The sequence below is a fragment of the Microbacterium sp. Bi128 genome, from assembly GCF_918698205.1.
Genome location: NZ_CAKKMM010000075.1, coordinates 1 through 13,411, shown reverse-complemented (window position 1 = coordinate 13,411; position 13,411 = coordinate 1). Strand labels below are relative to the sequence as shown.

The window sequence follows — 13,411 nt, the reverse complement described above, 5'->3', positions numbered from 1 at the left end:
GGCCTGGGTCCACGAGAACACCCATGGAATCGCGCGGAGGTCTTCGAGCGACTCGACCGACAGGCCGCGGCGGGCCGGGCGCGAGCCGAGCGCGAGGTGCCCGAGCTCTTCCATCGGGGTGACGGTGGCGAACCACGGCGCGAAGCCGGGGGCCTTCACCAGGGCGAAGAACCGGTCGCGCGACGCGACGTCCATCGTGGCGGCGACGTCGGCGAACGCTTCGGCCGCCCCGCGGTTGCGGCGTTCGATCGAGGGGGAGGATGCCGTGAGCACCGCCGCCGCGACCTGATCGATGTGGCGCATCGCGATGTCCGGGTCGCCGTACCGGGCGAAGATGACCTCGCCCTGCTCGGTGAGCTTGAACCGGCCGTCGACCGAGTGCGGCGGCTGCGCGAGGATCGCGGAGTTCGCCGGACCGCCGCCGCGCCCGAGGGCGCCACCGCGGCCATGGAAGAGCGTCAACTCGATGCCCTCGGCCTCGGCCCACGTCGAGATCAACGCCTGGGCCTCATACAGCGCGAGGTTCGCGGCGACGGGGCCGACGTCCTTCGACGAGTCGGAGTAGCCGAGCATGACTTCGAGGCGGCGACCCGTGGCATCCAGTCGACGGACGAAAGCGGGGTGCGAGACGATCTCGGCGAGGATGCCGGGAGCGGCCTGCAGGTCGGCGAACGTCTCGAACAGCGGGATGACGTCGAGCACCGGCGGCTGCTCGCCCGGGCCCATCGCGTACGACGCGAGCTCGTGCACGGCGGCCAGGTCGTCGGCGGACTGCGTGAACGACACGATGTACCGGCCGGCGGCCCGCGGCCCGAAACGCTCCTGCACGTAGGCGATCGAGCGGAAGACCTCGAGCACTTCTTCGGTCTGCTCGCTGCGCTCGCCGCCGGCGCGGAGCTCGGCGAGGACCTTCGCGTGCACGGCCGAGTGCTGGCGCACCTCGAGCTCGGTCAGGTGGAAGCCGTACGTCTCGACCTGCCAGACGAGGCGCTGGAGCGAACCGTAGGCCTGGCGCGCGGCACCGGCCGCGACGAGGGAGTCCTGCACCGTGCGCAGGTCGGCCAGCAGGTGCTCGGGGTCGCGGTAGGCGAGGTCGGCGTTGCGCGTGCGGGTCGCGGCGATCTTGCGGGCGAGGAGCAGCAGGATCCGACGGTGCGGCTCGTCGGGGGAGCGCTCGGCGATCTCGGCGGCGGCGTCTTCGTCGGCGGCACGCAAGCGGTGCCACAGGGCGACGAGGGCCTCGCTCGGCGGGGTCGTCTCGGCATCCAGCGTCAGTCCGCGACCCACGCGCTGCGTCGTACGCTCGAGGCCGATCAGCACGTGCTCGCTCGCGATCGCGGCGGCCTTGCGGGTGACGGATGCCGTGACGAAAGGGTTGCCGTCACGGTCGCCGCCGACCCAAGAACCCACGCGCACGAAGGGCTTCACGATCGGCGCCCGTGCGCCGGCGTTCTCGCCCTGGAGGATGTCGTCGATGCGGCGGTACACGCGCGGGACGGCGGTGTAGAGCGTCTCGTCGAACACCGCCATGACCGAACGCACTTCGTCGACCGGCGACGGCTTCTCGCGACGGAGGGGCGCGGTGCGCCACAGCGTGTCGATCTCCTCGAGCATGCGGCGCTCGGTGCGCCGGGTCTCGGTGTCGTTCTCGCCGGCGTCGTCGTGCTCGGCGAGCAGCTCGGACAGCCGGCGGATGCTCGTGGAGATCGCGCGGCGGCGCGCCTCGGTGGGGTGCGCGGTGAAGACCGGGTGGAACCGCAGTGCCTGCAGGCGCGCCAGCGCGCCCTCCTCGCCGATCTCGCTCGACAGGCGCTCGAAGGCCGTCGCGATCGTGTCGGGGGTGCCGCCGCGCGACGGACGGTCGCCGCGCTCGCGCAGCACGCGCACACGCTGGTGCTCCTCGACGAGGTTGACGAGGTGGAAGTACGCCGTGAAGGCGCGCGCCACTTCGTCGGCGCGGGCGATCGAGAAGCCGTCGGCGATCGCCGCAGCCCGCTCGAACGCCTCGGGCGTCTCGTCGGTGTAGGCCTGGATCGTCGCCGTCCGCAGTTTCTCGACGTCGTCGTAGAGGCCGGGGGAGCCGCTCTCGCGAAGCACACGGCCCAGGAGCGAGCCGAGCAGACGCACGTCGGCGCGCATCTGTTCGGGGAGTTCTTGGCCGGCTTCGAAGCGGCCCACGAGGTCGATGGCCTCGGTCGGGGTCAGTTCACGCACACGCCCCAGAGTAGTTGCGTCACGTTGCGGCCATGTCACGCGGGCCGTTCCGTGCCGTTCCGGCGGTCACAACGCAGGAGATTCTCCGGGCTCTGGCGAGGGATGCCGCAGGATTTCGGGCCGTTCCCGCGTCAGCATCCCGCATTCTCCTGCGTTGTGTCCCCGTATCGGGCAGCACAACTCCGGCTGCCCGAGCGCGGTCGAGCGCTCCCGGGCGCCGGCGCCCCGGATCTGCAGGAGTTGTGCCTGCCGCGGGACCGCGCGGCACGGGGGCGGGGCATACTCGGGGGCAGCGGCTCCGACCGTGCCGCAGGAGGAGGGACCGTGAGCGACGACGCGCTGCGCGAGGCCGCCGAGACGATGCGAGCGGTGCGCGAGCGCTGCGCCTGGACGCAGACGATCGACCATCGCGACCTCGTGCCGTACCTCGTCGAGGAGAGCGCCGAGGTGATCGACGCGGTCGAGTCCGGGACGCGCGCGGACCTCCGCGAGGAACTCGGCGACCTGCTGTGGCAAGTGCTGTTCCACTCCGAGATCGCCGCGGGCGACCCGGAGGACCCGTTCGACATCGACGACGTGGCCCGCGGCCTCACCGAGAAGATGGTGCGCCGGCATCCGCACGTGTTCGGTGACGCCGTGGCATCGACTCCCGAAGAGGTGCTGGTGCACTGGAACGCGGCGAAGGCCGCCGAAAAGCGCGAGCGCACGAGCGTGCTCGACGGCGTCAGCGACCACATGCCGTCGCTCGCCCTGGCGCAGAAGGTGCTCGGCAAGGCGGAGCAGGTCGGGGTGACCGCGGGCCGCGCGCCACTGGCGCCCACGACCGAGTCCGAGCTCGGCGACGCGCTCCTCGCCCTCGTGCAGCTCGCCCGCGAGCACGGGTGGGATGCCGACCGCGCGCTCCGCTCCCGTGTCCGCGGCCTGTCCGCCGAGGTGCGGGCGTCTGAAGCGCGCCAGATCACGTGATCTGGCCGAGGTCACGCCTTGCGACGCACCATAACGGGTGCTGTCGGCGAGTTCACGTGATCTGGCGCCCCACCCGCCCGGACCGACGCGGCGCGCGAGGACTGGAACAATAGAGCCGTGGCATCCGTGAACCCGCCGCGCGGCATGCGCGACTTCCTCCCCGCTGACAAGGCCCGCCGCGAGCGCGTGCTCGCCGTGATCCGCGAGCGTTACCGCGCGCACGGCTTCGACGAGATCGAGACCCCCGTGGTCGAGGAGTACGCGCGCCTGCACGCCGGGATCGGCGGCGACAACGAGAAGCTGTCGTTCAGCGTCCTCAAGCGCGGACTGGATGCCGAGGCGATCCGCGCCGCGGCCGACGACCCGGCGGCGCTGGCCGACCTGGGCCTGCGCTACGACCTCACCGTTCCGCTCGCCCGGTTCTACGCCACCCACCGCGCGTCGCTGCCCTCGGTGTTCCGCGCGATCCAGATCGCACCGGTGTGGCGCGCCGAGCGCCCGCAGAAGGGGCGCTACCGCCAGTTCGTGCAGTGCGACATCGACATCATCGGCGATGCCACCGCGCGTGCCGAGGCCGAGCTCATGACGGCGAGCCTCGACGTGCTCGACGCCCTGGGTCTCGAGGGCGGCACGATCCGCGTCAACGACCGTCGCGCGCTGGACGCAATGCTCGACGTCTTCGGGTTCGCCCCCGACGAGCGCCCGGGCGTGCTCATCACGATCGACAAGCTCGACAAGATCGGCGCCTCCGGCGTCGTGGCGGAGCTGCGGGAACGTGGCGCCGCGGCGCCCGCGGTCGACGCTTTCGCCGCGTACCTCGACCGGCCGCAGACCGACGCCGCGGGGTTCGACGCCGTCGGTATCCGTGCGGCCCTGCCCGACGGCATCCCGGACGAGATCGTGGACCACCTCGTCGCGCTCGGCGAGACGGTCGCGGCCGCGCGCGGCGGCGACGTCCCCCTGCGGTTCGACCCGTTCCTCGTCCGCGGTATGGGGTACTACACCGGCACGATCTTCGAACTCGCCCACCCGAGCGTCGACTACTCGCTGGGTGGCGGCGGGCGCTACGACGGCATGATCGGCCGCTTCCTCGGCCAGGACGTGCCGGCGGTCGGCTTCTCGATCGGCTTCGAGCGCATCGTCGACCTGCTCCCGGATGCCGAGAGCGCGGGCGATCACGCCGTTGTGCTGGTCCACGACCGCGATGTCCCCCTCGTCGACCTGGTGAGCCTGAAGACGGTGCTCGTGGGCGAAGGACGTCGGGTGCGACTGGAGCAGCGCACCAAGAACCTGAAGGCGCTGCTGGAGCGCGCCACCGCGGACGGATACACCGCCTTCGCGACGGTCGGGAGCGCGACCACGCGCGAGAACCTCGAGATCAAGCCGCTCGGCTGACCCGGCGCAGCCCCGCCGGCGGGCGTCGCGCCCTCACGCCACCGCGCTGATGAGCGCTTGCTCGGGATGCTCGGCCGCGAGCCGTTCGAGGCGCGCCGCCGTCCCGGCATCCCGCGGGGCGAACCACACGACGCGAGACCCGAGGCCCTCGTCGACCCACACGCTCGACATCTCCAGGTGGAGTTCGCCGACGCGGGCGCTGACGAGGTGCTTGACGGCGTGCGGCTCGCCGCCGACGTCGCCGCGGCTCCACAGCTCCGCGAAGCGCGGCGAGGCGGCTTCGAGCTCGGCGATGAACCGCTGCCACGCCGGTTCGTCGTGGTGTCGCCCGTATGCCGAGCGCAGCCGCGCGGCCATGCGCCGCTGCGCATGATCGAGGTCGACGTGCGAGCGCTGCCAGGTCTCGTCGGTGAACAGCAGCACGGCGCAGTTCCGACGCGCGGTCGGCATCTCGTCGAGGTCGTCGAAGAGGTAGCGGTACGCCCGGTTGTAGGCGCGGATCTCGAAACGCGAGGTCTGCAGCGCCGCGGGGTAGGGGAGGAGCTTCTCGAGCAGATCGAGGTGGGGCGTCTCGACGCAGGCCCGCGCCGCGCGTTCGGGGCGGGGGAGGTCGGCGAGGGCGAACAGGTGGTCGCGCTCGTCATCGGTGAGTCGAAGGGCGCGGGCGATCGCGGCGATGACCTGAACGGATGCCGCGATCGGGCGGCCCTGCTCGAGCCACGTGTACCAGGTCAGACCCACGCCGGCGAGCTGCGCGACTTCTTCGCGGCGCAGTCCCGCGACGCGGCGACGTGCACCTTCGGGAAGCCCCACGTCGGACGGCTGCAGGCGCGCGCGTCGACTGCGCAGGAACGCGGCGAACTCCGCGCGCGTCTCGTCGGATCGGGTCATGGCGTCTCCTTCCGCCGCGAGCCTAGGCTTCGGCGTGCTCTCCGGAGGGGCTCAGGCTGTTGCTCCGACTACCAGGATCAGGAGACTCCTGGTACCAGGATGCGGCACCCTCCATGCTGGCACCATGACGACCTCCGCACACCCCGCCAGCGGCACCCTGCCCGTCCCCACGGTCCCGGGCGTCGAGGCGGTCCCGACATGGCGCTACATCGGGTTCCTGCTCGGCCCCGGCGTCGGCACGTTCGCCTTCAACGCGGTCACCGTCATCCTGCCCACACTGCGCGACCGCTTCGGCGCGGACGACGTCTCGCTCGAACTCGTCATCGCGGGTTACGGCATCCCGTTCGCCGTCCTGCTCATCCTCGGCGGACGTCTGGGCGATCGCTTCGGCCGCCACCGTCTGTACACCGTCGGCATGGGGCTGTTCCTCGTCTCCGCCGTGGCCTGCGCGCTCGCGCCCTCCGTGTCGACCCTCATCGCCGCGCGCGTCGTCCAGGGCGTGGGAGCCGCGTTGTGCACCCCGCAGGTCCTCGCGACGATCCAGGCGACCTCCGGCGGGGCCGCCCGTACACGCGCCATCGCGGCGTTCGGCGCGAGCGGCGGCATCGGATCCGCCGTTGGCCAGGTCGCGGGCGGGGCGCTCGCCGCGACGAGCTTCGGCGTGGTGGACGGCTGGCGCGCGGTGTTCGTCGTCGTCGCCCTCGTCGCGGTCGCCGCGATCGCCCTCGCGCCGCTCGCCCCCCGCAGCCGTTCGCACGAACGTGTCGCGATCGACCTCATCGGCACCGCGGCGCTCGGGCTCGGCATCCTCGCCGCCTCCGTCGCGCTGACCTTCGGCCCGGCGTGGAACTGGTCGTGGCCGGTGGTCGTGGTCCTCGTCATCGCCGCCGTCGCTCTCGTGGCGATGTGGCGGCACCAGGATGCCGTGGAGCGCAGCGGGCGCGTCCCGTTGCTGCCTCCGAGCGTCCTGCGCTTGCGGCCGCTGCAGCTCGGTCTGCTGTCGGCGGCGCTGTTCTTCGCCGGATACTCGGCGCTGCTGTACGTGTTCCCCCGCGCCGTTGAGCACGGTGGGATGACGTCGCTGCAGGCCGGGCTCGCGCTGCTGCCGTTCGCCGTGGTGTTCGCGGTCGTTTCGCTCACGGTCGCTCGCGTCCAGGCGCGGCTCGGCGACGCGACCCTGGCGTGGGGCGTCGCTCTGCAGCTCGTCGCACTGCTGGCGATGACGGCGACGGTGGTTCTCGCGTGGGGACCCGACATCGTGCTGTGGCTGCAGCCGGCGCTCGTGCTCCTCGGTGCGGGGCAGGCGCTCATCTTCTCGCCGCTGACGCAGCTCGTCGTGCGCGAGGTCCCGGTCCAGGCCGCCGGGCTCTCGGGCGGCATGTTCAGCACGGCGCAGCAGCTGGCCCTGTCGTTCGGCGTGATCGTCATCGGCGGTGTCGTCTCGTTCACGGGTGTCGTCGGCCGTGAGGAGCTGCTCGCGGGGCTCGCGCTCGACGTGGTCCTCGCGGCGGGGGTGCTCGTGCTGGCGCTCGTGCTGCGCGCGCGGGGGCGGCGCGGCCTCGAGGTCTGATCGCCCGCGTCACCCGCCGTTCACCGCGGCGCGATGGGATCGCCGTATGCGTAGGCGTCGGCCGATCACCGTCACCGCGGCTTCGTCGGTCGCGGTTCTCGGGGCCGCGGCCGTCGGGGTGCGCACCCTCATCGCGCGGCAGGCGGCGATCGCCCGCCGCCGGATCGGCAAGCCGCTGGGCGAGCAGGCCCTGGACGCCGACCGCGTCTGGCGGCGGAAGAAGCACCCGGGGCCGCCGATCGAGCTCCTCCTGCTCGGGGACTCGATCGCCGCGGGGCTCGGCGCCGGCCACCGCCGGGACACGCTCGGCGCGCGGCTCGCGAAAGGGATCTCCCGGGCGCACGGGCGTCCGGTACGGTTGCGGACCGCGGCCGTCGTGGGATCCGAGACCTCCGCCCTGACCGGTCAGCTCGCGGCCGTGCCGCACGACTATCGCGCCGACGTCGCGGTCATCGTCGTCGGCGGCAACGACGTGACCCACCGCATCTCCGCTTCCCGGGCGGCGGGGCAGCTCGAACACATCGTCCGCGTCCTGCGCGACGGCGGCGTCCCCGTGGTCGTCGGCACGTGCCCCGACCTCGGAACGCTGCGGGCGATCCCGCAGCCCCTGCGCGCCCTCGCCGCGCGGTCGTCCCGGCAGCTCGCCGCCGCGCAGGCCGCAGCCGTGCGGCGGGCCGGCGGACGCGTCGTCGCCCTCGCGCGCGCCGTGGGGCCGGTGTTCGCCGAGCGGCCCGACGAGATGTTCAGCGTCGATCGCTTCCACCCGAGCGCGCTCGGGTACCGCCGCACCGCCGAGGCTCTCCTGCCGGCCGTGCTCGACGCGCTCGCGACGGCGGAGGTCCCGGCCCACGCATAGGCGCCCGGCCTACCGTGCTGCCACGCCTCCTCTGCACGTTCTCCTGACCACCTGGCACGCCGATCCCGTCGCGATCGGCGTGATCGTCGTGGCATCCGTCGCGTATGCCTCTGCCGTCGTGCGCCTCCGTCGCCGCGGAGAACACTGGCCCGTGCTGCGCACGATCGGGTTCTTCGCGCTCGGGCTCGCGCCGTACGCCGTGATCGAACTGGGCTTCCTGGGCGTGTATTCGTCGGAATTGCGGTGGGCGTTCTCGACGCGCATCGCGCTGTTGATCTTCGCCGTCCCGGCCGGCATCGCCGCCGGTCGCCCCCTCGATCTGCTCGCCCGCGTGAGCGGCGAGACCGGCCGGGGCCGCCTCCAGCGGCTGCTGGCGACACGGTTCGTGCGGATCACCGGCAACGCGATGGTCGCGACCGTCGTGATCGCCGCCGTGTTCTGTCTCTTCCTGACGCCCCTCGCCGGCGTCCTGCGCGTGACCCCCGTCGTCGAAGCGTCGCTCGGCATCGTCGTTCCCCTCGTGGGTCTGGCGATGGTGCTGCCGATGATGGCCCTCGGCGCCGTCCACACCGGCACGTTCATCGCGATCGAGTTCCTCCTCGCGTTCGTCGAGCTCCTCATCGACTCCGTGCCCGGTCTGCTCCTGCGCCTGAACGACACGGTGCTCGACCTGATACCGGATGCCGCCCGAGCGGTGTCGTGGTGGCCGACGACGCTGCACGACCAGCACCTCGCCGGCGACCTGATCTGGTTCATCGCCGAATTCGCCGACGTGCCGATCCTCGTCATCCTGCTGATCCGCTGGATGCGTACGGACCGTGTCGAGGCGAAGAGCTTCGACGACCTGTCCGACGAGGAGTACGACGCGATGACCCGCGCGCACCTCGACGGACGCCGTTGACCCGCGCTCTCCGGCTCGCCAGGCTGGGGGAGTGCCCACACACGACGACGTCGACGGCTTCCTGACCGACACCCTGATCGGCGACGATCCGATCCTGGATGCCGCGCTCGCCGCGCAACACGAGGCGGGGCTCCCCGCGATCGAGGTGTCGCCGGTCGCTGCGAAACTCCTGCATCTCCTGGTGCGCATCAGTGGGGCGCGGAGGGTCCTCGAGATCGGCACGCTCGGCGGGTACTCCACGATCTGGCTCGCGCGGGCGCTGCCCGAGGGTGGTCGCGTGGTGACGATCGAGGCCGAGGAGCGCAACGCCGGCATCGCGCGCGCCAACCTCGCGCGGGCGGGCGTCGCCGACCGCGTCGAGGTGCGCATCGGGCGCGGCACGGACATCCTGCCGACGCTCGCGGGCGAGGAACCGTTCGACCTCGTGTTCGTGGATGCCGACAAGGAGTCCAACCCCGCTTACCTCGACTGGGCCGCGCGTCTGGGCCGCCCCGGCACCGTCGTCGTGCTCGACAACGTCGTGCGGGCCGGCGAGGTCGCGGATCCGGCCCCGGGCGACACGAAGGTCGCGGGCGCGCGAGCGGGCGTGGTCATGCTCGGCGAGGACCCGCGCTTCGACGCCACCGCCCTGCAGACACTCGACCGCAAGGGCTGGGACGGCTTCGCCCTCGCGGTGCTGACGGACGCCGTGGCATCCGGGGTCGGTCCGGCGTCGCCGTGATCGCCACACGAACGGCGCCCCGAACCGACCCCACGGGCGACGACCGCGGTCACTAGACTCGACCCTGGACCGACGACGCTCCGCCCTCTTTCCACCAGAACCAACGAGGAGTCCTTCGTGGCACTTATCGAGGCTGTCAACGCGCGCGAGATCCTGGATTCGCGCGGTAACCCGACCGTCGAGGTGGAGGTGCTCCTCGACGATGGCATCGTCCAGCGGGCGGCCGTCCCCTCCGGCGCGTCCACCGGCGCCTTCGAGGCCTACGAGCTGCGCGACGGCGACAAGAGCCGTTACAGCGGCAAGGGTGTGCTGAAGGCCGTCGCCGCGGTCGTCGACGAGCTCGGCCCGGCCATCGAGGGTGTCGAGGCCAGCGAGCAGCGCATCATCGACGAGATCCTCATCGAGACCGACGGCACCGAGAACAAGTCGCGCACGGGTGCCAACGCCATCCTCGGCGTCTCGCTCGCCGTCGCCAAGGCCGCCGCCGACAGCGCCGACCTGCCCCTGTTCCGCTACCTCGGCGGCCCGAACGCGCACCTGCTGCCCGTGCCGCTGTTCAACGTCATCAACGGTGGCGAGCACGCCGACAACGGCATCGACTTCCAGGAGTTCTTCCTCGCGCCCATCGGCGCCGAGACCTACGGCGAGTCGCTGCGCTGGGGCACCGAGGTCTACCACGTCCTCAAGGGCGAGCTGAAGTCCGCGGGCTACAACACCGGTCTCGGCGACGAGGGCGGCTTCGCCCCCGACCTGCCCAGCAACCGCGAGGGCCTGGACTTCCTCATCCGTGCGATCGAGAAGGCCGGCTTCACCCCGGGCACGGACATCGCGGTCGGCCTCGACGTCGCCGCGACCGAGTTCTACAAGGACGGCGTCTACACCGTCGAGGGCAAGGCGTGGAGCGTCGACGAGCTCGTCGACTACTTCGCCGACCTCGTCGCGAACTTCCCGATCGTCACGATCGAGGACGCCCTCGCCGAGGACGACTGGGACGGCTGGAAGAAGCTCACCGACGCGATCGGTTCGAAGGTCCAGCTCGTCGGCGACGACCTGTTCGTCACCAACCCGAAGCGCCTCCAGCAGGGCATCGACCTGGGCGTCGCCAACTCGCTCCTGGTGAAGGTCAACCAGATCGGCACGCTGTCCGAGACCCTGGATGCCATCTCCCTGGCCACCCGTTCGGGGTACACCTCGATGCTGTCGCACCGCTCCGGTGAGACCGAGGACACCACGATCGCCGACCTCGCCGTCGCGGTCAACGCCGGCCAGATCAAGACCGGTGCCCCCGCGCGCAGCGAGCGCGTCGCCAAGTACAACCAGCTGCTCCGCATCGAGGAAGACCTCGGCGGCGCCGCGGTCTTCGCGGGCCGCTCGGCGTTCCCCCGCTTCCAGGGCTGATCGTCACCGCGTGAGAAGGGGGGAGCCGGAAGGCTCCCCCCTTCGTCGTTCCCGGCCGGCTCCGTGGATGCCATGACCCCGGCGCGTCACCGGGGCGCACGCCCGCACCGACATAGACTCGGCTACCGCCCGTGGCGCGCGCCCGACGCAACGTGAGGAAGGAGACGTCGTGGAACGACCGACGCTCCCCTCGTCTCGAGGGCGCAACGAGGCCCCGGCCTCCGGCGCCGCGAAGGTCCGCCGCCCCCGAAACCGCTCGGCGTCGGCACCCGCGACGGCGCCGGCCACCGGGGGCTCCAGACCCCCGCGCGCGCGTCGCGTCGACGTCCGCGAGTGGCTGGGCGGACTCCGGATCTCGGGCTTCGTGGTCATCATGCTCGGGCTCGTCGTGCTCGGGACCTTCGTGCTCGTGCCGACCGTCGGCACCTACATGGACCAGCGCCAGCAGATCCAGGCGCTCCAGAGCGCCGTGGCCCTCAGCCAGAGCGAGGTCGCCGATCTGCAGTCCCAGCGTGAGCGCTGGTCGGACCCCGCCTACATCACCACTCAGGCGCGCGAGCGCCTGTACTACACGCTGCCCGGCGAGGTCGTGTACCTCATCGACGACGACCTGCCCGCCTCCGAGGCCCCGCAGGAGCAGCAGGACGTGTCGGCCGACGTCGGCCAGACGCGCACCGACTGGATGTCGCAGCTGGTGCGCTCGGTGACCTCCGCCGGCGCGGCGCAGGTGGTCGCCCCCGCGATCGGCGTGCCGGATCCGGCGCCCGACGCCTCGCCCGCCCCGTGAGCGCGCGACGGCGGCGGACGGTCCCCGCGGACGACCTCGGGGTCGCCGGGTACCCTGGGAGACGATGAGCACCTCGCCCCTGCCCCCGCCTCCGACGCCGACCTCGACGTGCTGCAGTCGCAGCTGGGTCGTGTGCCGCGCGGCGTCATCGGTATCGCGGCGCGTTGCGTGTGCGGCAACCCCACGGTCGTGGCCACTTCTCCGCGCCTGGACGACGGCAGCCCGTTCCCCACCTTCTACTACCTCACGCACCCCGCGGCCACAGCCGCGATGTCGGTGCTCGAGGCCGGTCACGTCATGAAGGAGTTCGCCGACGAGCTCGCCGACGACGAAGAGCTCCGTGCCGCCTACACCGCGGCGCACCAGGCCTACCTCCACGATCGCGCGGCCTACGGCGAACCCGAAGAGATCGCCGGCATCTCCGCCGGAGGGATGCCGACCCGGGTCAAGTGCCTCCACGCGCTCGCCGGTCACTCCCTGGCCGCGGGGTCGGGTGTGAACCCCATCGGCGATCGCGCTCTCGCGAGGGGGACGTGGTCGCCCGAGCGGTGCGAGTGCGAGACGCCCGGAGCGGGCGGGTGAGACGCGTCGTCGCGGCCGTGGCATCCGTCGTTCTGGGCGTGGTGCTGCTGACGGGCGCGACGACGGGGCCGGTTCCGGAGGACCCGACCGATCCGGTCCGCGCCGCGGAGTACTGGCTCGACCAGTACGGCATCCGGGACGCCTGGAAGACCACGCGCGGGGCGGGCCAGAAGATCGCCGTCATCGACACCGGTATCGCACGCGGACCGGTGGAGTTCTCGGGCGCCGTGGCCGCGGGCACCGACGTGTCCGGGGTGGGCGCGGCGGACGGGCGGACGCCCGTCGGGGCCGTCGACTCCAACCACGGCAGTTGGGTGGCTTCGCTCGCGGCCTCGCGCGGAACGGGGAACGGACGCGGCATGATCGGGGTCGCGCCCGATGCGGAACTGCTGTCGGTCTCGGTCGGTTTCGGCGCGGTGACCTCGAAGCCCTTCACCGAGCAGATCGTCGACGCCATCCACTGGTCGGTCGATCAGGGCGCGACCGTCATCAACATGTCGCTGACGACGAACACGTTGGACTGGGACCCCAGCTGGGACGAGGCGTTCCAGTACGCCTTCGACCACGACGTCGTCGTGGTGGTGGCGGCGGGCAACCGGGGGAGTGGGACATCGCGTGTCGGTGCCCCCGCCACCATCCCCGGTGTGCTGGCGGTCGGCGGGGTCGACCCCTCGGGCACCGCGAGCAACGACGCCTCGACGCAGGGCATCACGATCGGTCTCTCGGCCCCGAGCGAGCGCCTGCTCGGTGTTTCGGCCGACGGCACGCTCGTGCAGTGGAACGGGACGAGCGGGGCCGCCCCGATCGTCTCGGGCATCGCTGCCCTGGTGCGCGCCGCCCACCCCGACCTGGATGCCGACAACGTGCTGAACCGGCTGATCCGGACCGCCAAGCCCGGGCCGGGAACGGGATCGGGGCAGGACGCGCTCTACGGCTACGGTCTGGTCGACGCGGCGGCCGCGGTGTCGGCCACCGTCCCCTCGGTCTCGTCCAATCCGCTCGGTGATCTGGCCGAATGGGTGCGTCTGTATCGCCGTGCCGACGCCCCCGCGCCCACCGGCGAGCCGACCACGGCGCCGGTGGAGATCCCGCCCCTGCCGCCGGTCGATTCCGCTCCGCGAGCGGCGTCG

At 72.2% G+C, this 13,411-nt stretch carries 12 protein-coding genes; 10 read left to right on the top strand and 2 right to left on the bottom strand.

The window, feature by feature from the left end; genetic code table 11:
• Nucleotides 1-2,214: phosphoenolpyruvate carboxylase (locus LQV45_RS08265; RefSeq protein ID WP_230006574.1), on the bottom strand; the 2,214-nt coding region annotated here is incomplete at its 3' end.
• A gap of 360 nt (nucleotides 2,215-2,574) precedes the next feature.
• Here LQV45_RS08265 and LQV45_RS08260 point away from each other — a divergent pair.
• A complete protein-coding gene (locus LQV45_RS08260) occupies nucleotides 2,575-3,180 on the top strand; it encodes a MazG family protein (protein WP_230006577.1) in 606 nt (201 codons plus the stop codon).
• Between the two features lie 144 nt (nucleotides 3,181-3,324).
• Nucleotides 3,325-4,575 (top strand): histidine--tRNA ligase, encoded by a 1,251-nt coding sequence (hisS, locus tag LQV45_RS08255; RefSeq protein WP_230006576.1) that lies wholly within the window; start codon nucleotides 3,325-3,327, stop codon nucleotides 4,573-4,575.
• Between the two features lie 33 nt (nucleotides 4,576-4,608).
• Here hisS and LQV45_RS08250 read toward each other — a convergent pair whose 3' ends face one another.
• Nucleotides 4,609-5,466: a helix-turn-helix transcriptional regulator gene (locus tag LQV45_RS08250; protein ID WP_230006573.1), complete on the bottom strand. Its 858-nt coding sequence runs from the start codon at nucleotides 5,464-5,466 to the stop codon at nucleotides 4,609-4,611.
• A gap of 124 nt (nucleotides 5,467-5,590) precedes the next feature.
• Here LQV45_RS08250 and LQV45_RS08245 point away from each other — a divergent pair, with 124 nt between their 5' ends.
• The 8 genes from LQV45_RS08245 to LQV45_RS08210 all read left to right on the top strand — a co-directional run.
• Nucleotides 5,591-7,036, top strand: coding sequence for an MFS transporter (locus LQV45_RS08245; protein WP_230006572.1), 1,446 nt, complete (start codon nucleotides 5,591-5,593; stop codon nucleotides 7,034-7,036).
• A gap of 46 nt (nucleotides 7,037-7,082) precedes the next feature.
• Complete coding sequence (locus LQV45_RS08240; RefSeq protein WP_230006571.1) at nucleotides 7,083-7,892, top strand: SGNH/GDSL hydrolase family protein; 810 nt, start codon at nucleotides 7,083-7,085, stop codon at nucleotides 7,890-7,892.
• A gap of 88 nt (nucleotides 7,893-7,980) precedes the next feature.
• Nucleotides 7,981-8,793: a cytochrome c oxidase assembly protein gene (locus LQV45_RS08235; RefSeq protein ID WP_230006570.1), complete on the top strand. Its 813-nt coding sequence runs from the start codon at nucleotides 7,981-7,983 to the stop codon at nucleotides 8,791-8,793.
• 31 nt (nucleotides 8,794-8,824) lie between these two features.
• Nucleotides 8,825-9,514 carry an O-methyltransferase gene (locus LQV45_RS08230; protein ID WP_230006569.1) on the top strand — a complete coding sequence of 230 codons (690 nt, stop codon included), beginning with the start codon at nucleotides 8,825-8,827 and terminating at the stop codon, nucleotides 9,512-9,514.
• 117 nt (nucleotides 9,515-9,631) lie between these two features.
• Nucleotides 9,632-10,912 (top strand): phosphopyruvate hydratase, encoded by a 1,281-nt coding sequence (eno, locus tag LQV45_RS08225; protein WP_230006568.1) that lies wholly within the window; start codon nucleotides 9,632-9,634, stop codon nucleotides 10,910-10,912.
• A 169-nt stretch (nucleotides 10,913-11,081) separates the two neighbouring features.
• Nucleotides 11,082-11,699 carry a septum formation initiator family protein gene (locus LQV45_RS08220; RefSeq protein ID WP_230006567.1) on the top strand — a complete coding sequence of 206 codons (618 nt, stop codon included), beginning with the start codon at nucleotides 11,082-11,084 and terminating at the stop codon, nucleotides 11,697-11,699.
• 111 nt (nucleotides 11,700-11,810) lie between these two features.
• Nucleotides 11,811-12,281: a DUF501 domain-containing protein gene (locus LQV45_RS08215; protein WP_230006575.1), complete on the top strand. Its 471-nt coding sequence runs from the start codon at nucleotides 11,811-11,813 to the stop codon at nucleotides 12,279-12,281.
• Nucleotides 12,278-13,411: S8 family serine peptidase (locus LQV45_RS08210; protein WP_230006566.1), on the top strand; the 1,134-nt coding region annotated here is incomplete at its 3' end. The genes LQV45_RS08215 and LQV45_RS08210, both read left to right, overlap by 4 nt.

Bases quoted from the DNA above. Each gene is read 5' to 3' on its own strand.
- LQV45_RS08260 (WP_230006577.1), top strand. From the start codon at position 2,575: ATGCGAGCGGTGCGCGAGCGCTGCGCCTGGACGCAGACGATCGACCAT.
- hisS (WP_230006576.1), top strand. From the start codon at position 3,325: ATGCGCGACTTCCTCCCCGCTGACAAGGCCCGCCGCGAGCGCGTGCTC.
- LQV45_RS08250 (WP_230006573.1), bottom strand. From the start codon at position 5,466: ATGACCCGATCCGACGAGACGCGCGCGGAGTTCGCCGCGTTCCTGCGC.
- LQV45_RS08245 (WP_230006572.1), top strand. From the start codon at position 5,591: ATGACGACCTCCGCACACCCCGCCAGCGGCACCCTGCCCGTCCCCACG.
- LQV45_RS08240 (WP_230006571.1), top strand. From the start codon at position 7,083: ATGCGTAGGCGTCGGCCGATCACCGTCACCGCGGCTTCGTCGGTCGCG.